This window comes from Idiomarina sp. T82-3 (assembly GCF_001577655.1).
Taxonomy (GTDB): domain Bacteria; phylum Pseudomonadota; class Gammaproteobacteria; order Enterobacterales; family Alteromonadaceae; genus Idiomarina; species Idiomarina baltica.
This window is the reverse complement of the sequence record NZ_LSBQ01000009.1, coordinates 36,281-58,218: the sequence shown is the minus strand read 5'-3', so window position 1 is coordinate 58,218 and position 21,938 is coordinate 36,281. Positions and strand designations below refer to the sequence as shown.

20 protein-coding genes are annotated in these 21,938 nt (G+C 48.4%); 11 read left to right on the top strand and 9 right to left on the bottom strand.

Translation table 11 applies throughout. The features are described 5' to 3' along the window. Positions 1-615, bottom strand: a complete 615-nt coding sequence (gene rdgB, locus AWU56_RS07430; RefSeq protein ID WP_286682143.1) for an RdgB/HAM1 family non-canonical purine NTP pyrophosphatase — start codon at positions 613-615, stop codon at positions 1-3. Positions 616-724: 109 nt separating this feature from the next. Here rdgB and AWU56_RS07425 point away from each other — a divergent pair, with 109 nt between their 5' ends. Next, a complete protein-coding gene (locus AWU56_RS07425; protein ID WP_006956135.1) occupies positions 725-2,458 on the top strand; it encodes a potassium/proton antiporter in 1,734 nt (577 codons plus the stop codon). Positions 2,459-2,466: 8 nt separating this feature from the next. On the opposite strand, the gene AWU56_RS07420 is transcribed toward AWU56_RS07425, so the two are convergent. From AWU56_RS07420 to AWU56_RS07405, 4 genes are read right to left on the bottom strand one after another with little or no spacing between them, the layout of a single operon-like run. Further along, complete coding sequence (locus AWU56_RS07420; RefSeq protein ID WP_006956136.1) at positions 2,467-2,907, bottom strand: DUF4426 domain-containing protein; 441 nt, start codon at positions 2,905-2,907, stop codon at positions 2,467-2,469. A gap of 9 nt (positions 2,908-2,916) precedes the next feature. Beyond that, positions 2,917-3,444, bottom strand: a complete 528-nt coding sequence (locus tag AWU56_RS07415; RefSeq protein ID WP_006956137.1) for a YggT family protein — start codon at positions 3,442-3,444, stop codon at positions 2,917-2,919. Positions 3,445-3,452: 8 nt separating this feature from the next. Continuing rightward, entirely contained in the window at positions 3,453-4,274 is an 822-nt protein-coding gene (proC, locus tag AWU56_RS07410) for a pyrroline-5-carboxylate reductase (RefSeq protein ID WP_286682142.1), read from the bottom strand. Positions 4,275-4,276: 2 nt separating this feature from the next. After that, positions 4,277-4,972 (bottom strand): YggS family pyridoxal phosphate-dependent enzyme, encoded by a 696-nt coding sequence (locus tag AWU56_RS07405; protein ID WP_006956139.1) that lies wholly within the window; start codon positions 4,970-4,972, stop codon positions 4,277-4,279. Between the two features lie 32 nt (positions 4,973-5,004). Here AWU56_RS07405 and AWU56_RS07400 point away from each other — a divergent pair, with 32 nt between their 5' ends. Together AWU56_RS07400 and AWU56_RS07395 are read left to right on the top strand one after the other, a co-directional pair. Then, entirely contained in the window at positions 5,005-6,039 is a 1,035-nt protein-coding gene (locus AWU56_RS07400) for a type IV pilus twitching motility protein PilT (RefSeq protein ID WP_006956140.1), read from the top strand. Further along, complete coding sequence (locus AWU56_RS07395; protein WP_272977745.1) at positions 6,039-7,070, top strand: metallophosphoesterase family protein; 1,032 nt, start codon at positions 6,039-6,041, stop codon at positions 7,068-7,070. The genes AWU56_RS07400 and AWU56_RS07395 overlap by 1 nt, the downstream gene beginning before the upstream one ends. Here AWU56_RS07395 and AWU56_RS07390 read toward each other — a convergent pair. Next, positions 7,048-8,673, bottom strand: coding sequence for an amidase (locus tag AWU56_RS07390; protein ID WP_116287559.1), 1,626 nt, complete (start codon positions 8,671-8,673; stop codon positions 7,048-7,050). The two genes, AWU56_RS07395 and AWU56_RS07390, sit on opposite strands and share 23 nt — an antisense overlap. 118 nt (positions 8,674-8,791) lie before the next feature. Between AWU56_RS07390 and tsaD the strand changes: the two genes are divergently transcribed. Continuing rightward, positions 8,792-9,811 carry a tRNA (adenosine(37)-N6)-threonylcarbamoyltransferase complex transferase subunit TsaD gene (tsaD, locus tag AWU56_RS07385; protein ID WP_286682141.1) on the top strand — a complete coding sequence of 340 codons (1,020 nt, stop codon included), beginning with the start codon at positions 8,792-8,794 and terminating at the stop codon, positions 9,809-9,811. Positions 9,812-9,813: 2 nt separating this feature from the next. On the opposite strand, the gene plsY is transcribed toward tsaD, so the two are convergent. Further along, positions 9,814-10,404, bottom strand: coding sequence for a glycerol-3-phosphate 1-O-acyltransferase PlsY (plsY, locus tag AWU56_RS07380; protein WP_006956144.1), 591 nt, complete (start codon positions 10,402-10,404; stop codon positions 9,814-9,816). Between the two features lie 84 nt (positions 10,405-10,488). On the opposite strand from plsY, the gene folB reads away from it, so the two are divergent. Together folB and folK are read left to right on the top strand one after the other, a co-directional pair. Continuing rightward, positions 10,489-10,872 (top strand): dihydroneopterin aldolase, encoded by a 384-nt coding sequence (gene folB / locus AWU56_RS07375; protein WP_006956145.1) that lies wholly within the window; start codon positions 10,489-10,491, stop codon positions 10,870-10,872. A gap of 5 nt (positions 10,873-10,877) precedes the next feature. Further along, positions 10,878-11,372, top strand: coding sequence for a 2-amino-4-hydroxy-6-hydroxymethyldihydropteridine diphosphokinase (gene folK, locus AWU56_RS07370; protein ID WP_006956146.1), 495 nt, complete (start codon positions 10,878-10,880; stop codon positions 11,370-11,372). On the opposite strand, the gene AWU56_RS07365 is transcribed toward folK, so the two are convergent. Continuing rightward, a complete protein-coding gene (locus tag AWU56_RS07365) occupies positions 11,369-12,457 on the bottom strand; it encodes a tRNA nucleotidyltransferase/poly(A) polymerase-related protein (RefSeq protein ID WP_286682140.1) in 1,089 nt (362 codons plus the stop codon). The genes folK and AWU56_RS07365 overlap by 4 nt on opposite strands. Positions 12,458-12,543: 86 nt before the next feature. On the opposite strand from AWU56_RS07365, the gene AWU56_RS07360 reads away from it, so the two are divergent. From AWU56_RS07360 to AWU56_RS07345, 4 genes are all read left to right on the top strand, one after another. Then, positions 12,544-13,986 carry an ExeA family protein gene (locus tag AWU56_RS07360; RefSeq protein ID WP_370244556.1) on the top strand — a complete coding sequence of 481 codons (1,443 nt, stop codon included), beginning with the start codon at positions 12,544-12,546 and terminating at the stop codon, positions 13,984-13,986. Next, entirely contained in the window at positions 13,986-14,693 is a 708-nt protein-coding gene (locus AWU56_RS07355; protein ID WP_286682139.1) for a general secretion pathway protein GspB, read from the top strand. Before AWU56_RS07360 ends, AWU56_RS07355 begins: the two co-directional genes overlap by 1 nt. 101 nt (positions 14,694-14,794) lie before the next feature. Beyond that, on the top strand, positions 14,795-16,576 hold the full coding sequence (locus AWU56_RS07350; protein WP_286682138.1) for an acyl-CoA dehydrogenase C-terminal domain-containing protein: 1,782 nt from the start codon (positions 14,795-14,797) through the stop codon (positions 16,574-16,576). Beyond that, a complete protein-coding gene (locus tag AWU56_RS07345) occupies positions 16,557-16,979 on the top strand; it encodes a hypothetical protein (protein WP_272977751.1) in 423 nt (140 codons plus the stop codon). Before AWU56_RS07350 ends, AWU56_RS07345 begins: the two co-directional genes overlap by 20 nt. 64 nt (positions 16,980-17,043) lie before the next feature. On the opposite strand, the gene putA is transcribed toward AWU56_RS07345, so the two are convergent. After that, complete coding sequence (gene putA / locus AWU56_RS07340; RefSeq protein WP_286682137.1) at positions 17,044-20,211, bottom strand: bifunctional proline dehydrogenase/L-glutamate gamma-semialdehyde dehydrogenase PutA; 3,168 nt, start codon at positions 20,209-20,211, stop codon at positions 17,044-17,046. Between the two features lie 219 nt (positions 20,212-20,430). Here putA and AWU56_RS07335 point away from each other — a divergent pair, with 219 nt between their 5' ends. Beyond that, a complete protein-coding gene (locus tag AWU56_RS07335; RefSeq protein WP_286682136.1) occupies positions 20,431-21,930 on the top strand; it encodes a CYTH domain-containing protein in 1,500 nt (499 codons plus the stop codon). Positions 21,931-21,938 lie beyond the last annotated feature (8 nt).

Genomic DNA, 21,938 nt, shown 5'->3' with positions numbered 1-21,938 from the left:
TTAGGCCTGTTCTGCTATGTGTTGCAGTAATTGGGAGAGTGCTTTACCACGGTGACTCAATTGCTGTTTAGCGGCTTTATCGAGCTGGGCTGCTGAACACTGCTGGTCAGCGATATAAAAAATTGGATCGTACCCGAAACCGTGGTCACCTTGCGGGTGCGTTAAGAGCTCGCCGTGCCATTGCCCGTGACAGATTAACGGCGTTGGATCGGCAGCATGGCGCATATAAACCAGTACGCAATGAAAGCGAGCTTGGCGTTGCTTTATGCTCGACATATCCGCAAGTACACGCTCGATGTTATCTTGATCGGTCGCATGCTCGCCCGCATAACGCGCCGAGTAAACGCCTGGTGCACCGTCGAGCGCAGGAATTTCGAGGCCAGAGTCATCCGCTATGGCGGGTAATCCCGTATGTAGACAGGCATTACGCGCCTTAATGATGGCGTTTTCTACAAACGTTGTGCCGGTTTCTTCTGCTTCGGGCACGTTCCATTCACTCTGTGGTCGGACTTGCCAAGACTGAGTTGCCTGTTGGCTCGCCAACATCGCTTGCAGCTCGCTCACTTTTCCTTGGTTTCCAGTTGCGAGCACTAGGGTAAAGTCGCTTGTTATCATAGAAAAATCTCAAGTCAAATCGGTGACATCATGATACCGTTTGAACGTGCCTTTTAAAATCAATGATTCATAATAAGCGGCACGGATAAAATAAAAGAATAAAAGGAGAATGCACTTGGATGCTGCAAATACACTGATTTTAGTGTGTGGTTTTTTGTTAGTGGTGAGTATCCTTGCAGGAATTATTTCTAATCGCTTGGGTGCACCGATTCTACTCGTGTTTCTTGTCGTGGGTATGCTCGCGGGAACCGATGGTGTGCTCGGGTTAAGTTTTGATAGCCCTAATATTGCGTTTTTCATCGGCTCTATCGCATTAGTGATTATCCTATTTGATGGTGGCATGCGCACCAATCCTGAGCGCTTTAGGGTTGCACTTTGGCCCGCTATTAGTTTGGCAACTATCGGGGTGGCCTTAACCTGCACCTTGGTTGCAACGACAGCGGTATATTTATTCGATCTACCTTGGACGGCTGCCTTATTGATAGGCGCCATTTTAAGTTCTACCGACGCGGCCGCTGTATTTGGTATCTTTCAGTCGCAGGGTTTACAGATTAAAGAGCGGGTCGGTGCGACACTTGAGATAGAGTCAGGTAGCAACGACCCGATGGCGGTTATCCTCACGCTGACCATGACCAGCGCTGCCGCATCTGGCGAATTTTCAGCGTGGTATCACATGGTGGGAAATGTCGCCTGGCAGCTTGCAGGTGGCTTGGCGATGGGATGGTTAGCGGGTCGTGCATTCATTATTGCAGCCAGGAAATTACCGCTGAGTTTCTCATTTCTACCCTTATTGGCGATTGCCAGTGCCGTGATGATCTATGCACTGACTGCATTTTTGGGTGCCAGCGGTTTCTTAGCGGTGTACTTAATGGGCTTCGTTATTGGCAATTCGCGTCTACCACAACTTGTGCATATTCTGCATGTACAGGATGGGCTAGCTTGGTTAAGTCAAATTAGCATGTTTCTTATACTTGGCTTATTAGTAACACCTTCACATGTTGTTCAATACTTACCTGTCGCAGTGGGTGTTGCCTTTACGCTGATATTCGTAGCGCGTCCGATAGCAGTCTTGGTGAGTTTACTCCCATTCAGCTTTCCCTGGCGTGAACAAGTGTTCATCAGCTGGGTCGGATTACGTGGGGCGGTACCTATTATCTTAGCCCTATTTCCATGGTTGAGTGGTGTTGAGCAACAAGAGCTCTATTTCGATGTCGCATTTGTCGTAGTGCTCATCTCTCTAATCATTCAAGGCTGGACTATCGCGCCTGTGGCGCGTTGGTTACAGTTAGAAGTTCCCAAACGTCCGGAACCGGCGCAACGGATGCCATTGGCGTCTGTTTCGAGTCGCGAAGCACTCGAGGTTTGGTCTTATCCTATCGATAAGGATTCTCCCGCCTGTGATCACGCGTGGAAAGAGCTCAAGTTGACCGCCCCTGCGACTTTTGTTGGTGTTATTCGTGACGGTGACTGGCTGCAACCCGAGACACAACCTATTGTGCGTGAGGGGGATGTACTGCTAGTGACTGCAACAGTCAAAGATATTGATGAGGTGAGTCGTATCTTAGCATCCGGCGGTAAGGGCATGCAGATGAGTGATAAAGGCTTCTTCGGTGACTTTACTTTAAGGGGCGACTTGACCATTGCCGAGCTGGCGAGCGTATATCCGGCAGGCGATGTGGATGAATCTATCCTCAGCATGACTCTTAATGACCACTTTAAGGACAAGTTCCATCGTCGCGTAGTTATCGGTGATAGCTTGGTTATTGGCGCGTTGACAGTGACAGTGCGTAGCTTAAATAAAACAGGTGATATTGAAGCGGTGGGTGTTAAAGCAAAAGAGTGAGCAGGCGCTCACTCTTGATACATTTTTTGCTCAAATTCGAGGCGATGGCTATGACCCGCTGAATCGCGGATATCAATTTTAAAGCGCATTAACTCTTCATCACCAAATAAAAAATCGGCAATGTAATAGACGCTTGTGCCCTCATCAATTTTTTGGAACTGCAATGTCTGTACGCCACCGCGAGGGTTTATCACGTGGCCTTTTAAGTCTGCAGCGACCGACTGTTGGTTAGAACGATTCAAGACCGCAATATTTACCAATCCTGACTTCTCACTGCGCTGGATGTCATAGGTTGAAGCGATCTCGGGCGTTAGAAACGTCGAGTTAAACGCGTTGTAATGAACATCCCACTCGCCCAACTGCTGTTTTTGTTCAGCAAGCGAAGCACCGGTAAAGGTGCTCGCTGCCAATAATAGTGTGAAGGTTAAATAACGACTCAATTGATGCATTGTGTGCTCCTATACGCCAATTAAGATGCGTAAGAACTGAATCGCAATAATGACAATTAACACCGATAGATCTAAGCCTCCTAGCGGCGGAATGATACGTCGCACGGGCGCAAGAAAGGGCTCTGTCAATTGATACAACATCGCTTCCATCGGGTTATAGCCTTGGGAAAACCAGCTCAACAGTGCGCGGATAATCAGGATCCAGAATAGGGTGGTTAAAAATGCACTAACGGTAGACAGTAAGCCCTGAACAACAATTACCAAGGGGTTCACCGGGATGTCATTTAACCAAACCAGCGCTCCGATTTTGAGCATGCCTAGCGCAATAGCGAGTATTAAACACGCTAAATCTATGCGGCCTTTAGATGGAATCACTTTACGCAAGGGACCCAACAAAGGCTCGGTTGCTTTGACAACAAACTGACTGAGCGGATTATAGTAATCCGCTCGAACAGCTTGCATCCAGAGTCGCAAAATAACCACAATCGAGTAAAGTTCGATTAAGGTGGTCAGAAGAAACTGCATTGCGTTATTCATGGTCGCTCCTAAAACAGATCCGCCATTTCTTGATTACGTTTCACTGCGGCTTTCACAGCATCGGCCGAAATGTTGTGCAGATCGCGTTGTTGATAGACTTCTACGCCTTTTGCGGTTGAGCCGCCCTTACTGGTTACTTGCTTGCGTAAATCTTCTAATGTTAAGTCGCTTTCTTTCGCCATTTGAGCGGCACCTAAACAGGTTTGCTGAACCATAGCGCGCGCTTTTTCTGGGTCAAAGCCGAGTTCCATTGCGCCTTTGGCTAAACTATCCATAAATTCGAAGAAGTACGCTGGGCCACTGCCCGCTACGGCGCCTAGGATATCGAGTTGATCCTCATCGGCGACCCACAAGGTATCACCCACGCCATCGAATACGTCAGTCACATAGGCTTTATCTTTGTCATCGGCGCTATCGGTCACTAAACCTGACATGCCCTGACCGACCAACGATGGCGTATTAGGCATCACGCGGATGATGGTGATGTCATCACCTAAATAAGTGCGGTATTTCGGCATACGAATACCAGCAGCGATGGTGATAATCAGTTTGTCGGCAAGGTTACTGACTTTGCTTTTAATATCAGCACAAACTTGTTCCATTAATTGCGGCTTAACTGAGAGCACGATAACGTCGGCTTGCTCAATAACCTCAATATTGTCTTGGCTAGTATTGACGCCTAAGTTGGACTTCATCTTTTCAAGTTTCTCAGGGCTCGGGTTGCTGACAAAAACATGGTCAGCTGGATAGCCACTTTTGCACATGCCACCAACGATGCTTTGTGTCATGTTACCTGCGCCAATAAATGCGATCTTACGAATATCGTTCATTATCACTCCCGTTGTCCAAAAATTGCACTTCCAATACGTACCATGTTAGCACCTGCGTGTATTGCTTGTCGCATATCACCGCTCATTCCCATAGAAAGGGTGTCAACAGATGGGTGCAGTTGTTGCAGCTGTTGGTAAAGTTCACGCATGCTCGTGAAGCTATCAAGTTGCTGCTTTTCATCGGTATCTGCTTCTAAGATGGTCATGATGCCGCGTAGTTTCAAGTGCGGGCACTTGCTGACAAACTTTGCGAGTGCATTAATATCACTTTTTTTTACACCGGATTTATTCGGGTCGTTATCGATATTTACCTGTAAGAGTACATTGAGCGGGGGCAAAGCACCTGAACGCTGGTCATTTAAACGACGAGCAATTTTCTCTCGATCGATACTTTGAACCCAGTCAAAGTGTTCAGCGACAAGTTTAGTTTTATTGGACTGTAGCGGACCAATAAAGTGCCAGGTTATATCCAGCGCTTGCAGCTGTTGCACCTTGGCAACCCCTTCTTGAACATAATTCTCAGCAAATTCGCGTTGGCCGGCTTCGTACGCAACCCGAATAGCTTCGGCTGAATGCTTTTTACTCACAGCGAGCAGCCGCACGGACTCCCTATAGGTAGTCTGTTCGGCCATAGCGTTAATGTTTTGACGAATTTGTCCAAGACTTTTGACAATATTTTCTGCTACCTTGGTCACCATTATTCCTTGTTTATCAGATAGAGAATTCAACGATGAATGTAAGCGAACTGCTTTCCTTTAGTATGAAGCAATCGGCTTCAGATTTGCATCTTTCTGCAGGCAGTGTGCCTATGATACGAGTGGATGGTGATATTCGACCACTTAAAATGGACCCTCATTCACATCAAGAACTTCGTACCATGTTGTTCGATATTATGTCAGAAGGTCAGCAGGAAGAGTTTAACGAGCGTTTCGAATGTGACTTCTCGTTTTCCATTGAGTCTGTTGCGCGCTTCCGTGTCAACGTTTTCACTCAACGGCACGGTATCGCGGCTGCCTTCCGGGTCATCCCAAGCGAAGTTACGACCTTAGAAGAGCTCAATGCGCCAGAGATATTTAAAGACATTGTCGATGCGCCTCGCGGTTTGGTGTTGGTTACAGGACCCACGGGATCGGGTAAGTCAACAACGTTGGCGGCGATGGTTGATTACATTAACCGTTCACGTTCACAACATATTTTAACAATTGAAGATCCGATTGAGTTTGTGCATGAGAATAAACAAAGCTTAATCAGTCAACGCGAAGTGCATCGTGATACACGCAGCTTTGAAGCCGCTTTACGCTCGGCGTTGCGGGAAGACCCGGATGTCATTTTGGTCGGTGAGATGCGCGACTTGCAAACCATTCGCTTAGCCATGACTGCGGCAGAAACCGGGCATTTGGTGTTGGGTACGTTGCATACCACTTCAGCGCCTAAAACCGTTGATCGTATTATTGATGTGTTCCCTGGAGACGATAAACCCATGGTGCGCTCGATGCTCTCAGAATCATTACGGGCAGTCATTTCGCAAAGCTTATTAAAACGCGTGGGCGGAGGTCGTGTGGCGGCACATGAGATCATGCTGACAACCCCGGCGATTAAGAACTTGATTCGGGAGGATAAAGTCGCACAAATGTACTCTGTTATCCAGACGGGACAGGAGAAAGGAATGCAAACACTCGATCAGTCGTTAAAGAAATTACTCTCGCGAGGCGATATAGATAGTGAAGAGGCGCGTCGTTGCGCTGCGAATAAAGAGGATTTCTAGTGATACGACTCGGGTGCGCGGTTGTCATTTTGACCCTTTCGCTGGCTGTTCAGGCGCAGCAATCTACACGTATTGCGCTAGGTTGTTGTGTCGACCAGAGTGAGCGACAGGCGGTATGGGATGCGTTGAACCTGGCTGAACCCGAGGTGTTTGCTTTACTCGGTAATGGGGTTGCTGCAAACGCTGATGATATGGATGACTTACTTGCGGCGTACGAGGTGTTTAATCGTTACCGAGGTCCGCGGATGCTACGCAGAAACAGCGCTTTTGTCTCGACGTGGGGAGAGGATGATTACAGTATTGATGGACACGTCGGTGCTGACAACCCGCAACGTTATGCGGTACGCAATCACTTTTTGACCTTTTGGCGTGAGCCGCTGACGTCTGAACGTATGTTCCAAGAGCATGGTATTGCTAAAAGCTTTATCATCGGGGAAGCGCCGCAGCGGGTTCAGGTGATTTTATTGGACACGCGCTGGGCGCGCGAGCCGTTAAAGAAAAGAGGTTTGCTTGAGCGAGTCAGCCTTTACTTCGATGACAATAATGGTCCCCTACAAGTGGGTGACGCCAATAGACTGCTGGGTGAAGGCCAATGGCAGTGGTTAGAACAGCAACTGTCGAAAGAAGCAGAAATACGTATTTTGCTTTCTGAAATGCCATTTTTAGCACCACAGAACGGATACCCGAGCTGGGCTCTGTTTACGCAGGAGCAGAAGCGACTGTTTGCGCTGTTAAAAAACCTAAATGTAAAACATGTTGTGCTGGGGCATGGTGGTATTCATTTTGGTCAAATTGTCAAAGCGCCTCAGTTACTAGACTATCCTGTTTGGCAAGTCAGTTCGGGCACCATTAATAGAGACAATGGGACGCCGTATCAGTTTAGTCAGCGACAAGGTTTGGGCGAGCCAAGTACGCGGTTTGGTATGATCGAGATTACATGGTCAGAACAACCGACCGTGACGCTCTCATTGAGAGACGTCAACGGGCGGCCATTGACTCAAACGACAATTAATTTGCGTGACTTGCAGTAATGTTTAATTGTGGCGGTTGACGATGCTGGGTCGCTTGCTCGTAGCTGTAGGCGGCCTCGATCAATACAGGCTCTGCATTCGCCGTGGAAAAGAAGCTAATGCCAACGGGTAGTTTTGGCTGCTTGGGAAGTTCAATATAGCCCATCGGTACGGTAATGTGCGGATACCCCGCAACAGCTGCCGGTGAGCTTGCGGAACCAGCGTAATGGTCACCATTCACCAAGTCGATTTTCCAACTAGGACCGGTCGTGGGCGCAACTAACAAATCCAGATCATGCTCAGTAAGCATCTTATCGATACCTTCGGGTCCAGCTAGACGCTTACTTTTCTCCAGCGCATCTAAATAGCGAGATTCATCAGCAGCGGTCATATTGTTTGCCATGATAAAGAGCTCTTGACCAAAATACGGGAGTTCTTTATCTGCCATCCGATTGTTAGCCTCAATTAAGTCCGACATGCTGCGGTACGGCAGATTAGTGGTCGCAAGGTACGCCGCCATATCGTGCTTGAATTCATATAACAAAACGGTGAATTCGGCATCGCCGTACTCACCATAAGTTGGCATTTCCACATCAACTAGCGTAGCGCCTTGCGCTTTTAGCACGTCCAATTGTTGCTCGAACTGCTGATCAAGTAATTCGTTATACCCCATTAAATTACGAACGACTCCAATACGCTTACCTTTGAGCCCATCTTCGTTCAAATAGTCGGTCAACACGGTGTCGGAGCGGAAGCTAGCGGAATCGCTCCCATCGTAGGATGCCATTGCCTGCATTAGTGTAACTGCGCCCGCCACGGTTCGTGCCATTGGACCTGCGGTATCTTGACTGTGCGAGATAGGGATGATGCCGTCACGACTAATTAAACCTAACGTTGGTTTGATGCTGACAATACCGTTTACCGCTCCGGGGCAGACGAGTGAACCATCGGTTTCAGTACCGACTGCGAAGGTGGTGAAGTCGGCAGCGACGGCCGCTCCTGAGCCTGCGCTTGAGCCACACGTGGAGCGGGTAGGATCGTATGGATTACGCGCTAAGCCGCCAACACCACTCCATCCCGAGCTTGAACGTGTTGAACGAAAGTTAGCCCACTCACTCAAATTGGCCTTGCCTAAGATAATTGCACCTTGCTTACGAAGGTTTGTCACTAAAGTGGCGTCATCCTCGGGATAGTTCTCGGCAAATAAAACGGATCCCGCGGTATTGGCGAGTCCATCCGCTGTATCGATATTATCTTTCAGTAACACAGGAATTCCGTGAAGAGGACCGCGGACATTGCCTTGTTCACGTTCGTTATCTAACATTTTAGCTTGATTTAACGCATCAGGGTTAAGGCTGATAACCGCACGCAATTGAGCGCCCTGTTGGTTGTTTGCTTCTATCTGACGTAAATAATGCGTTATCAGTTCCGCTGAAGAGAGCTCGCCTTGTGCTAGTGCGTCTTGAATCGTTAGATAATCGGCATGTGCGAATTGAAACGTGGCTTCACTTTGTTGGCTGCTGACCGTGGCGGGATTCGTTTCTGTCGGCAACGTTTGACATGCGGTTAACGCTAAAGCCAAGCTGAGTGATAAGGTTGTTTTGCTAAGTTTGGATAGAGCCATAATCGAGTTCATCCCTGTTATTTTTATGTTGCACTAAAATCGCACACCTTCTTAGGTAAGGCGAGAAAAAATAAGGTAGAATAGCGGAATATTGAGATTTATAGCAGGTTGTATAGGTATGAAAGTTCTGGGTATCGAAACGTCGTGTGACGAGACGGGGATCGCTATTTATGACACTGAGAACGGGCTACTGGCGCATAAATTATACTCACAAGTAAAACTGCACGCAGATTATGGTGGTGTAGTTCCGGAGTTGGCTTCCCGGGACCACGTTCGTAAAGTGTTGCCGCTTATACAGGAAGCGTTTGCCGAAGCCGAGCTATCGCGGGAAGATATTGATGCGATAGCTTACACCTGTGGCCCGGGTCTAGTCGGAGCTTTGCTTGTCGGTAGTTGTATAGGTCGAAGCCTCGCTTTCGCTTGGGATGTTCCAGCGGTGGGCGTTCACCACATGGAAGGGCACCTGCTGGCTCCGATGTTAGAAGATGCACGTCCCGAGTTTCCCTTTGTCGCGCTACTCGTTTCTGGGGGACACACGCAACTAGTTGATGTGAAAGGAATTGGACAATACGAGTTGCTTGGAGAGTCGGTCGACGATGCGGCTGGTGAAGCGTTTGATAAAACAGCCAAATTGATGGGGCTGGATTATCCGGGAGGACCTCGACTGGCTCGACTTGCTGAAAGTGGGCGTTCTGAACGTTTTAAGTTTCCGCGTCCAATGACCGATCGTCCAGGTCTCGATTTTTCGTTTAGTGGCTTAAAAACGTTTACCGCCAATACGTTGGCGAGCAGTCCTAATGATGATCAAACGCGAGCTGATATTGCCCGCGCATTCGAGGATGCTGTCGTTGATACTCTGGCTATTAAATGTAAGCGTGCGCTCAAACAAACTGGACGCCAGCGACTAGTTGTTGCGGGCGGGGTGAGCGCTAATAAACACTTGCGTCAACAACTTGAACATTTAATGAAGAAATTGAAAGGGCAGGTGTTCTATCCAAGAACAGAGTTTTGCACTGACAATGGTGCCATGATTGCGTTAGCAGGCGCCCTTCGTTTGGAGGCGGGCGAAAAAACAGGGTTGGCGATCAAAACTTTCCCGCGTTGGCCATTAACTGATCTTGCTGCGCACGGTTGTTAAAGTTATTGATCTCTACGAAATGAAGTTTCTTTACCTGATGTGAGTCGTATAATATTCGCTTGATGGCGCCACAGAATGAGCGCTGAAATCATAATTACAGGCACGGTGTATTGAGGTTTTATCCAATATGCATAAAACGGCGCAAGACACACGGTAACGAGCGCAGCAAGAGAAGAAATGCGACTCAGCTTGAAGACCAGAAGCCAGGTCGCGATCAGCAACAGCGCCATCGCCCAAGCCACAGGAAACATTGAGCCTAGGGCGGTTGCGACGGCTTTGCCGCCACGAAAATTAAAGTACAAGGGGAAGATATGGCCCAGGCAAGCGGCGACAGCTATTAAGCCAAGAAAAAACGGTTCGATCCCTAAAAAATAGGAGCTCCAGACAGGGATCATCCCCTTGAGCACGTCGAACAGAAGCGTCAATATTGCGGGCAGTTTACCCCCAACTCGATATACATTGGTCGCTCCGGGATTACCGGAACCCGATAATCTGGGGTCGGGCAGTCGCCAAAGCTTACAAATGAGCACGGCACTACTGATCGAGCCCAGTAGATAGGCAGCGAGTATCATCAGTAAAGTCAGTGCGCTCATAGGGTTCGATTCTTCCTAAGATTAGGTTAAGCTTTATAGACCTAGAATAAGCGGTTTTTAGTCGAATTACCAATGAGGAAATTTATGTCCCAACAAGGATTAGATGAAGTACTGATTGAGGGGCTAGAAGTTGACGCAACTATCGGCGTTTACGACTGGGAACAAGATATTCAACAAAAGCTGATCATTGATCTCACACTGGCATGGGATTGCCAGCGCGCAGGTCAGTCGGACAGTATCGATGATGCGCTCGATTATGCCGCAGTCAGCCAAGCCGTTGAACGTTGGATTCAAGCGAAGCCGAGAGCATTAATTGAGACCGTTGCAGAAGGTATTGCCGAGTTATTATTTAAAGATTTTGGTGTTAATGAAGTCCAGGTAAAGGTCAGTAAGCCTGGCGCTGTGCCAACGGCAAACAATGTAGCTGTAAAAATACAGCGGACCCGTGTAGACGGACCGTTCGGATAATTGCGATGGCACGTGTATTTTTAGGTGTGGGTTCGAACTCCGACCGAGAGCGCCACATTCTTAATGGGCTGATTGATATCAACGAGCACTTTAACTGGGTGCAGCGTTCCCAGGTCTATGAAAGTGAAGCGGTTGGCTTTGCAGGACATGCGTTTTATAACCTCGTAGTTGAAGTAACCACAACGCTCGATGTCGAATCGGTCCTTCAGCAGTGTAAGGCGATTGAAAAAGCACATGGACGTACTCACGGGGGGCCTAAATTTAGTCCCCGTACGTTGGATATCGACGTACTGCTATACGATGACTTGGTTCGCGAATCAGAGCCTCAATTACCGCGTGCTGAAATTTTAGAGAATGCCTTCGTTTTATTGCCCCTAGCGGATATCGCACCGATGCGCAGACATCCGGTTAACGGCAAAACCTATCGTGCTTTGTGGCAAACTTATAACCGAACACAACAGCTAGCTCCGCTCAAAGATGAGCGTTGGCTGCCGTTTTAAATTAAGCCACGTTTTATCGCTAACAAGCGCTCCTCATTCAGTACTTGGCCTACCTCAGGCCCTTTAAGGCCTCGTGCAACGATAGATGAGGCATCAATCGATCTTGCCTGAGTCAAGGCACTTACAATACAGCCATCACTGATATTAGGTCGTGCGATATGGCGGATGTGTGCCAATTGCTCGATACGCTCTGGTTGGCGCCACATATCAGCGCCATTAGCAAGCTCTAATAGTTGTGCGGGACTGAGTGGTGAGGGTTGCAATAACCACTTGCGGCTACCAAACACTGCTTGTGCTAACCGTTTATACTGATTGGGCAGACGTAGCTTTTGACTCAACAAATTAATTTCAAAAGTATCGCCTTGACGTAACATGAGCGTTGCAAATCGTGTGTGAGTGCACTGTGTGACTTGGCTAATTTGTTGTAGGTCGCTCACTGATGAGGGCGATATCGTCAATTCAGGCATCACCTGCGACCATGCATCAATTTCGACTAATAGCTCAATAAACGCTGCTGGCGCATCGGTGGCGAGCGCCTTTTCCCATTCTCGCCATACTCGTTCTGCAACGAGTGTCTTTAACTCGCCCGAACGAGCCATGGCTTTCATCAGGTTTTTGGTTTCCTGTGCGACCGTAAAGCCCAAGGGTTTAAATCGTGCATAGAACCGTGCCACGCGAAGCACTCGCAAGGGATCTTCAACAAACGCAGGCGAAACGTGACGCAATAGCTTGCGTTCAATATCTTGCTGTCCGCCATAGGGATCGATCAGGTGTCCGTGCTCGTCTTCAGCGATGGCATTAATGGTTAAATCTCGACGCTCTAAGTCTTGGGTGAGCGTTATCGTGGCCTCTGTATTAACTTGAAACCCCGTGTATCCTTGTCCTTGCTTACGCTCAGTACGCGCCAGTGCATACTCTTCCCGTGTCTGTGGGTGTAAGAACACAGGAAAGTCCTTACCCACTTGTTGATAACCTAAAGCGAGCATTTGGTCAGGGGTTGCGCCCACCACAACATAATCTTTATCACCGACAGGACAGCCCAATAACTGGTCTCGAACGGCTCCACCGACTAAATATATATCCAAGTGCACCTCCATGCTTTAAGGTGATGATCGCGAATCACTAGTTTAAGCGCAAGTAACTCGTTACACTGAGGCTAAAAAAGTTTGGCATGACTATGTATCAACAGCATTTTGGATTAACCGCAGAACCATTTTCGATCGCGCCCGATCCGCACTTTCTCTATCATAGTGAGCGTCACCAAGAAGCGCTCGCGCATTTAGTGCAGGGGTTGCAAGGCAGTGGTGGTTTTATTCTACTGACCGGAGAAGTCGGTACGGGAAAAACCACGGTATCGCGTGCGTTACTTGAGCAACTGCCCGAGTCGACAGAAATTGCCTTTATCCTAAACCCGATGCTTAACGAGGATGAGTTGTTGGCGACGTTATGTGATGAGTGGGGGATCCGCTATCAAAAAGGACGTGCAACACGTAAAGTACTGACCGATAAAATCAGTCAGTTTCTACTCGACGCTCATCAACAGGATCGTCAGTGTGTCGTGCTGATTGATGAAGCGCAACACTTAAAGCCCCAAGTACTCGAGCAGCTGCGGTTACTCACCAATTTAGAAACGACAAAAAATAAGTTACTACGGGTCATTTTAATCGGACAGCCTGAGCTACAAACCTTATTAAAACGGCAAGAGCTTCGACAGCTGGCGCAGCGCATTACAGCCCGTTATCACTTGTTACCATTGACCAACTACGATACCGAACGATATATCGCTTATCGCTGTCAGATGGCGGGCGCCAACCGAGCACTGTTTACTCAGCCTGCGGCGATGACGGCCCACAAACTGACGGGCGGAGTACCCAGGCTATTAAATTTACTCTGCGATCGCGCGCTCTTAGTTGCTTACGCAGATGGTCAAATGCAAGTCGACAAAGCGCATGTTAAACGCGCCTCACAAGAGCTGGGCCAATTTGACGAGCCTCAACAACGCGCTCAGACGGCGTCACGTTGGCCGTGGCTTCTACTGCCAATCGCGGCAGTAATAATAGCCGCTCTGATGCGCTGGTGGTCGGTTCCCGAGATTCAGGTGGAAGAACCGATTAGCAACTATGACTATCAAAATGCGCAATTACTGGCGACTGCGTGGCAATTGCCTCAACCGCCTCGGCAACAAGCCTTTTGTGATTGGGTAAAGAATTATCAGCTCGCTTGCTTAAAAACCAATGCGGTCAGCGTGTCGCAATTACAGCAAATAAACTACCCGGCGCTATTGTTGCGAGATACTCAAACAGGCATCGTATTGAAGTCGATGGAACCGGTTGATACCCAGGGGTGGACAGGAGAAGTCATCGGCTTATATCAGCGACCCGATATTCGATACCAAGATGGGGCTACGGAATCTGAAGCTTTGACACAATGGGTTAAGGAGCAACTGGCGCGTTATTTAAGCGATACCCAGCAGCGTTTGAATGCGCAAGCACAATTACAAGCGATTCAAAGACAAGCTGGACTACCGATCACTGGCGAGTTAAATCAAGTTACATTGGCGTGGTTAAGTGCACGCTACTTTGAATCCGGTCCGCGCTTACAGGAGGTTAACTGATGTCTTCTATCTTAAAAGCGCTAAAGCAACAGCAGTCCCCCATCGTGCGCACACAAAGCCAACTTAATAACGAGCTATTCGCAGCGCAAAAAAACTCGGCTTCAGGGGCTGCCAAGTGGGCTATCGGTGCTTGTGTAGCTGCCATAGCCTGCAGTTTAGTGGTTTTGTATCTCCCTTTGGGTGAACAAGACAACGCGGTAGCGCAACAGGCCCAGCAACCAGAGGTCTATCGTTGGGGAGATGCGGCTACAGTACCTACCATCGATTGGGCGGCAGCACCTGAGCCTAAGCCGGCTGAACCCGAGCCGATAATTGTTAATCCAAGAGGACAAGCAGCTCAGCAGCCAGCAAGTCAGCAAGATGCGTTGGCTACTGAGGGCATTTCTGAGGATTTGCTGAGTCGCTTTGAACAAGCTGTTAAAGCAACGGCCGATGCTAAGCAAAATGACGTCGATAGCGTGATTCCTACTTTATCGAAACTCAATCCGTCGTTACAGCGACAGATTCGTGCGTTCACGTACGATGCACATATGTACGTTTCTGATGAGAGTCGTCGGTGGATAGAGCTTGATCAACAAAAACTAATGGTTGGCGATCAATTTCGCGACATGCAAGTTGTAAAGATCGAGCCACAACGAGTGGTTTTACGCAGACAGGGTAAGCTTTTCGCGGTCGAAGCGCTGGTTGATTGGAAAGGCGCCCAATGATTGACAATTGAGCGTGACCTTTTTACTCTTTAAACAACTGAATTAAACGCCTGTTTGAAAAACGTCGAACGGGTTCAACTTTGTATAAAGAGAGGTAGGTCATGGCCGATTATCGTGCGCCAAGAGATGACATGGATTTTGTCCTTCATGATGTATTTAATGTCACCGCCGATTGGCAAAAAAGCGACATGCTTGCGGAGATGATGGATCAAGACACAGCGTCAGCGATTCTTGATGAAGCCGCAAAGGTCGCTGAGCAGCTCATCGCGCCGGTATCTCGTCAAGCTGATGAGGAAGGCGTGAGTTTTAATGGCGGTGAAGTCACGACGCCCGCAGCGTATAAGGAAAACTTCCGCCAATTAGCTGAAGGTGGCTGGGTCGGGGTTACCGCAAACCCAGATTTTGGTGGTATGGGGCTACCGAAATCACTCTCAGCTCAGTATGAAGAAATGCTGTGTTCGGCCGATGTCGCTTTTTCCCTTTACCCTGGGCTAACCTCTGGCGCCATCATGACGCTTGATTTGCATGGTAGCGACGACATCAAACAAACCTATCTAGAGAAAATGGTGCAAGGCGAGTGGACCGGCACCATGTGCTTAACTGAACCTCATGCGGGTACTGACTTAGGGATTATAAAAACTAAAGCCGAACCACAAGGTGACGATAGCTATCTCATTTCAGGAACCAAGATTTTCATCACCGGTGGTGAACATGATTTGGTCGATAATATCGTACACCTAGTGCTGGCAAAACTGCCTGACGCACCCGCTGGCACGAAAGGTATATCGCTTTTTGTAGTACCGAAATTTTTAGTCAACGACGATGGCTCAGTCGGTGAGCGTAATGCGGTCAGTTGTGGCTCCATTGAACATAAAATGGGAATCCATGGTTCAGCTACTTGCGTGATGAACTTTGACGGCGCACGCGGCTGGATGGTCGGTGAGCCTAACCGTGGTTTGGCTGCGATGTTTACCATGATGAACTATGAACGTCTGGGAGTAGGGATTCAGGGTCTTGGTACCGCAGAACGCTCTTATCAAAATGCGTTGGAGTATGCGAGAGAACGTATTCAGGGACGCGGTGCAAAAGCGACGCGTGATATGAGTGCAGCTGCTGATCCTTTATTGGTGCATGGCGACATCCGTCGGATGTTGTTAACCATGAAGTCACTTACCGAAGGTGGACGTGCGTTTTCAACCTGGGTTGGGCAACAATTGGACCGAGCAAAATACGGTGAGTCAGATGAAGTGAAGCAACAGGCGGACGCAATGGTGGCACTGCTAACCCCTGTTGCAAAAGCCTTTTTGACGGACACGGGTCTTGAGTCAACAATTCATGGACAACAGATTTTCGGCGGTCACGGCTATGTTCGGGAGTGGGGACAAGAGCAACTCATTCGTGACACCCGCATTGCACAAATTTATGAAGGCACCAATGGTATTCAAGCACTCGACTTACTCGGGCGCAAAGTGGTTGGTTCTAAAGGTCAGCTGCTACATCCATTTGTTGCCGAGATTAAAGCATTTGTTAATGAAGCTGCCACCGACAACTGGAATGCTCAATTTAATCAACTCAAGCAGGCCGTTGATGAACTAGAACGCGTGACCGGACAAATCATTGAGCGCACGCAAAATGATGAGAATCAAGTCAACTCCGTTGCGGTGGAGTATTTGCATTTGGTCGGTTATATTGCGTATGCATACTTATGGTTACGTATGGCATTGGTTGCAGAGACAAAACAAGGCGAACGGCCTTACTTGGCGAGCAAAATTAAGACAGCACGGTTTTATTTTGCGCGGATATTGCCACGTATTTCGTCATTGCTCAGTGCCATCGAAGACGGTAGTGAGAGTTTATATTTACATGACGACGAAGACTTCTAAACAAACAATTAGCTTTTACCGCGATAGTCGCCGCCCCCAAGGTTGGGGCGGCTTTTTTTTAGCCCTATGGATGGCGATTTATATTGGTGGAAAGGTTCCGTTGTGGCTGATAGCTATTGGCGTACTGTTAACGATGACGATATTTATTATTATCGTAATTAAGTTCCGACCAAAACAGGAAGCTGCGTATTGGGACGGGCGAGAACTCGTTGAAAGGCGTTTTATCTTGCCACCCAAACACTATCTGCTAAATGAACCACCGCGGGTTGTCCGTCATGAGGCGGATATAGCCGCCGTCGAATTTAGTGACGGAGGTGGTAAACATGAAGTTTATATTATTTACGATGAAGCTCTTGAGCAGCAGCTTGAGGGAACCGACATTGTTATTAAGGATAACCGATAGCCTACAAAAAAGCGGCGCCTGAGGCGCCGCCGCTTTTGTTTGCATCGATAGACAACTCGATCGATTAGTCGTCCAGCGAGAGTAGTGTCGCATTACCACCGACAGCAGTGATGTTGTCGGAACGCGTTTTTTCAGTAATGAAACGCGTGAGGTAGTGCGGTCCACCTGCTTTCGGCCCAGTACCTGACATACCACGTCCACCGAATGGTTGAACGCCGACAATCGCACCGATTTGGTTACGGTTGATGTAAACGTTACCGACATCAACGCGGCTTGCGATGTCATACGCGAACGTTTCGTTACGGCTATGGATGCCAAATGTAAGGCCGTAACCTGTGCCGTTGATACTGTCGATTACATCATCCAACTCTTCAGTTTTGTAGCGGATGACATGAAGAATTGGACCAAAGTTTTCCTTGACTAACTGGCTGATGCTGTCGATTTCAATAGCCGTTGGCGCAACAAAAGTGCCGCCTTGAGTATAATCAGGCATCGGCGCTCGAGCGATCAGACGACCCGCTTGTTGAATATCTGAGATATGCTGTTCCAAATTAGTTTTAGCAATACCGTCAATGACTGGACCGACATCGGTTTCGTGCAACAACGGATCGCCGACTTCAAGTTCTTCCATCGCACCGCGCAGTAAGTCGAAAATACGATCCGCAATATCATCTTGGACAAACAAAACACGCAGTGCTGAGCAGCGCTGTCCGGCACTTTGGAATGCACTTGCGACAACATCAGTGACCACTTGCTCAGGTAGCGACGTTGAATCGATTAACATGGCATTCTGACCGCCTGTTTCGGCAATCAGCGGCACGATAGGACCAGTGCGCGCTGCTAAAGCGCGGTTAATCGCTTGAGCGGTATAAGTTGAACCGGTAAAGCAGACACCGCCGATGTCTTCCTGAGAAGTCAGGAAACTACCGACTTCGGCACCACTACCTGGCATAAAGTGCAAGACATTGCCTGGCACACCGGCTTCCAGAGCAAGTTGTACTGCACGATATGCTATAAGCCCAGTTTGCTCAGCTGGTTTAGCGATAACAGAGTTACCGGTTACCAGTGCAGCGACGACTTGGCCAACGAAAATAGCAAGAGGGAAGTTCCACGGGCTGATGCAAATAAAGGTACCGCGACCTTCGAGTTTCAGTTTGTTGTCTTCGCCTGTGGGGCCTGGCAACTGAATCTCGCCGTCCATTAATTTACGCGCTTCTTTCGCATAGTAGCGGCAGAAATCAACGGCTTCACGGACTTCATCAATACCGTCTTGCAAGCCTTTGCCCGCCTCAACGGAACACAGCGCAATTAATTCATTACGGTTAGCTTCCATTAAGTCGGCAAATTTTTCGAGGCAGGTCGCACGTTCGTCAACCGGCACCTCACGCCATGCACGATAGGCTTTATTAGCGCTTTGCAATGCTTGTTCAGCAAGCTTTTTATCGCCCCAATAAATACTACCCACTTGTTTTGTAGTCTCTTGCGGGCTAGTGATGCTTACTTGGTGGTCGGTCTCTACGGTCTTACCGTCAACAATTGGGCCACCTTGCCATTGTTTGTCGCGATACTGTTGTACCGCGGCAATGAAATCATCTGCTTGTGAGTGAATATTCATATTCAATCCTAATGAATTTTTGCGTTCCTCATACATTGCAGGAGGAAGTGGAATCTTGTCGTTAGCATAAACTTCGTGACGCATTGCTGTCTTCAGCGGATGTACAACCAATTCGTCGACGGGGGTATCAGCATCAAGTAGCTTATGAACGAATGACGAGTTAGCACCGTTCTCGAGTAAGCGGCGCACTAAGTAAGGTAATAGATCGCGATGAGGACCCACGGGCGCATATATGCGCACAACCATACCTGGCTTCTGCTTCATCAGCGTGTCGTAAAGATTATCACCCATACCATGTAGGCGTTGATACTCAATGCGGCGCTTATGCGTCTCGTTCATGTGCTCAATAGACATAATGGTCTGCGCATTATGAGTTGCAAACTGTGGATAGATGGCACCATCCGTATCATCGCTTAGTAAGTAACGTGCGCAGGCAATATAAGAAAGATCACTGTGAGCCTTGCGGGTAAACACAGGATATCCTGTGACACCATTCTCTTGACTCCATTTAATCTCATTATCCCAGTACGCACCTTTTACTAAACGTACAGGAATTTCATCGCCGCACTCGCGGGCAAGCGCAGTAATCCAGCATAAGGTGGGCAATGCGCGCTTAGAGTAGGCTTGAACCACCAAACCAAAGCGCGGCCAGCCTTTACACACACCACTCCGATACACTTTTTCGAATAACTCGAGTGATAATTCGTGGCGATCCACCTCCTCAGCATCGATGGTCACGCCAACATCAGCTTCTTTCGCAAGCTTGACGAGGTCGGTGAGCGTCGTCGCCAACTCAGTTAATACGCGTTCGTGGTTCGATGCCTCGTAACGCGGGTGCAGCGCCGATAGTTTGATAGAAATCGTGGGGCGCGGTGCATCCGGATTATTGAATTTTTCATTGGTGATGGTTTTAATCGAATTGACGTACTGTTGCTTGTAGTACTCTGCATCACTCATCGTTAATGCGGCTTCGCCGAGCATATCGTAAGCGTGGGTATAGCCTTTGTCGCGATTTTCACGACTTTCTTTTAAGGCTTCCTCAATCGTACGGCCTAAAACAAACTGTTTACCCATAATTTGCATCGCGGCATACGTTGCTTTACGAACCACGGGTTTACCTAGCTTGCGGATCATGCGGCGGAAGGTGCCTCGTGGCGTTTCCATCGCTTTTCCGGTGGGATTGATAACGCCGTTGGTAAGCGCTAACCCCCAAGTACCGGAATTAACTAACCATGAAGCACTTTGGCCCATATGCTTTTGCCAATCACCGCCTGACAATTTGTCTTGTATCAGGGCGTCTGCAGTGGCTGCATCGGGAATACGTAACAGAGCCTCGGCGAGACACATGAGGATAATACCCTCTTTGGTGTCTAAGCTGTACTCTTGCAAAAACGAATCGACCATACCGTTGTCGGCTTGCTCTCGCACTTGCTCGACTAACTTGGCGGCGCGCTCCGTCACTGTACTAACCGCGTCATCATCTGACGGCACCAGCGGCAACAACTCACGCATATATGCATCTTCATCGACGATATAATTGTCGGTTATTGCTTGCTGCAAGGACTTCAGATCCTCTGCCTGATGGCTTTTGGATAGCACCTCACTCGCTTTGAACATAGCATCTCCTGTTTGGCCAGGCCGAAGCTCGGCGTGCTTCCCCAACGATGGGAATCGGGCGCAAGTATACGATTATTTTTGCGCCGGTAAAGACTTTCCAAAGCTACGTTGCATATTTTCTCGATGGCTGTCAATAAAGCCTTGAAAACAATGTTTATTGACCCTTTGGAAACAAGTCAGTACCTTTAGCACAAAGCTTCCAGCACTGGGTACCCCAACATGTCACAAGAAATTGAGCTCAAACTATTAATTGAGCCACAACAGCGTGAGAATACACTCAATGAATGTCGAACCGTGGCTCAAGAGCACGGAGCAGAATCGTCTTATCAGGCGCTCGAATTGGCGAACGCATATTTTGATACCAGCGATCTGCGATTACGACAGTATGATATGGGTTTACGTATCAGACGTTCAGGAGATCAATTAGAGCAAACAATCAAGTTGGCAGGTCGAGTTCTTGGTGGCATGCACGAACGACCAGAATATAACCTTAATGTTGACTCGATGGAGCCGGATATCACCTTATTTGATGAGGGGATATGGCCGGATGATTTCCCTGTATACGATATCCAGCGCGATCTACAAGCGCTTTTCAAAACGGACTTCACTCGCCACAAATGGCACATTCCAAGCGGGGATGGTCAGATTGAACTTGTGCTTGATATGGGTGAGATTGTCGCGGGTGAAAAAACAGAACGAATCGTTGAGATGGAGCTAGAGCTACAAGGCGGCGACCTTGCTGATGTCTATCGTTTAGCGGAACGTCTCGTGAAAAAAGCGAACGCACGAATGGGTTCTCTCAGTAAAGCCGCGCGTGGTTACTTATTAGCAGGAAAGAGTGCGTTGGAACCCTTTGTTCAAACACACTTTGTTGATATTAATTCGGATTATTCGCTCGCCGACGCACTTTATAAGGCGCTCGAGTACGGTTTGCGCCATTGGCAACACAACGAGGCATGTCTGGAGTATCACGCCCACGTTCGCGCTGCTCAAGGTATGGCCGACGGAATTTATCTTTGCCGCGCAGTCATTGATCAGCTGAGAAGTCTCGACATTGACTGTCGCGATCTGCCTGAACAATTAGCGGAAATCCACCAGTCGCTAAGCTGGCTAAAGCGTTTTGAAGGATTGGCTGAGCTCACGGCCGAAGATGGCGCTTATCATCGAGCGTTAAAAAAGCAATCAAGTTTGTACGAGCATGTAGAGGATACTCAACAGCAAGTGATACAACTAGCAGAATTGGTCAAGGTGGTGCGTTCTGATAGTTATCAATGTGTATTGCTCGATTTGTCTCAATTTTTAATGGAAAAGCCGACTAACGAGGCGCTTGAGCAGCCTTGTCAAAGTTGGAGTACAGAACTTTTACGCAACGACTGGAAAGACGTTCAAGCGGCGTTCGAGGAAGTTGAGGATATGTCAGAAGAGCGTTATTTAAAGTTGTTGCCGGCTTTACAACATAGCTTAATGCTAGGTACCTGCTTAGGTCAGCTGTACGATGCTCAGCAGCGTGATAACTTCCGTTCGCCGTGGCTTGACCTAGCGCGGGGGATTCGTGAAATTAACGCGCTCCACATTCTACATGAAATGGTAAAAAACAGTGATGATCTTGCCGATGAGAAATTACTGGAATGGCAAAAAGTTCAACGCGAATCCTTACTAACTGCTTTAGAGTACTCACGCAAGGCGGCATTACGTCGTGAACCTTATTGGCAACAATAAGTGGGTGA

What these genes read in the sequence shown, in the direction of transcription:
- AWU56_RS07400 (WP_006956140.1), top strand. Translation starts at nt 5,005, where the DNA reads ATGAATGTAAGCGAACTGCTTTCCTTTAGTATGAAGCAATCGGCTTCA.
- AWU56_RS07355 (WP_286682139.1), top strand. Translation starts at nt 13,986, where the DNA reads ATGTCTTCTATCTTAAAAGCGCTAAAGCAACAGCAGTCCCCCATCGTG.
- AWU56_RS07390 (WP_116287559.1), bottom strand. Translation starts at nt 8,673, where the DNA reads ATGGCTCTATCCAAACTTAGCAAAACAACCTTATCACTCAGCTTGGCT.
- AWU56_RS07335 (WP_286682136.1), top strand. Translation starts at nt 20,431, where the DNA reads ATGTCACAAGAAATTGAGCTCAAACTATTAATTGAGCCACAACAGCGT.
- tsaD (WP_286682141.1), top strand. Translation starts at nt 8,792, where the DNA reads ATGAAAGTTCTGGGTATCGAAACGTCGTGTGACGAGACGGGGATCGCT.
- putA (WP_286682137.1), bottom strand. Translation starts at nt 20,211, where the DNA reads ATGTTCAAAGCGAGTGAGGTGCTATCCAAAAGCCATCAGGCAGAGGAT.
- AWU56_RS07425 (WP_006956135.1), top strand. Translation starts at nt 725, where the DNA reads ATGCACTTGGATGCTGCAAATACACTGATTTTAGTGTGTGGTTTTTTG.
- AWU56_RS07420 (WP_006956136.1), bottom strand. Translation starts at nt 2,907, where the DNA reads ATGCATCAATTGAGTCGTTATTTAACCTTCACACTATTATTGGCAGCG.
- proC (WP_286682142.1), bottom strand. Translation starts at nt 4,274, where the DNA reads ATGAACGATATTCGTAAGATCGCATTTATTGGCGCAGGTAACATGACA.
- AWU56_RS07345 (WP_272977751.1), top strand. Translation starts at nt 16,557, where the DNA reads ATGACGACGAAGACTTCTAAACAAACAATTAGCTTTTACCGCGATAGT.
- AWU56_RS07360 (WP_370244556.1), top strand. Translation starts at nt 12,544, where the DNA reads ATGACTATGTATCAACAGCATTTTGGATTAACCGCAGAACCATTTTCG.
- folB (WP_006956145.1), top strand. Translation starts at nt 10,489, where the DNA reads ATGTCCCAACAAGGATTAGATGAAGTACTGATTGAGGGGCTAGAAGTT.
- rdgB (WP_286682143.1), bottom strand. Translation starts at nt 615, where the DNA reads ATGATAACAAGCGACTTTACCCTAGTGCTCGCAACTGGAAACCAAGGA.
- AWU56_RS07415 (WP_006956137.1), bottom strand. Translation starts at nt 3,444, where the DNA reads ATGAATAACGCAATGCAGTTTCTTCTGACCACCTTAATCGAACTTTAC.
- AWU56_RS07350 (WP_286682138.1), top strand. Translation starts at nt 14,795, where the DNA reads ATGGCCGATTATCGTGCGCCAAGAGATGACATGGATTTTGTCCTTCAT.
- folK (WP_006956146.1), top strand. Translation starts at nt 10,878, where the DNA reads ATGGCACGTGTATTTTTAGGTGTGGGTTCGAACTCCGACCGAGAGCGC.
- plsY (WP_006956144.1), bottom strand. Translation starts at nt 10,404, where the DNA reads ATGAGCGCACTGACTTTACTGATGATACTCGCTGCCTATCTACTGGGC.
- AWU56_RS07405 (WP_006956139.1), bottom strand. Translation starts at nt 4,972, where the DNA reads ATGGTGACCAAGGTAGCAGAAAATATTGTCAAAAGTCTTGGACAAATT.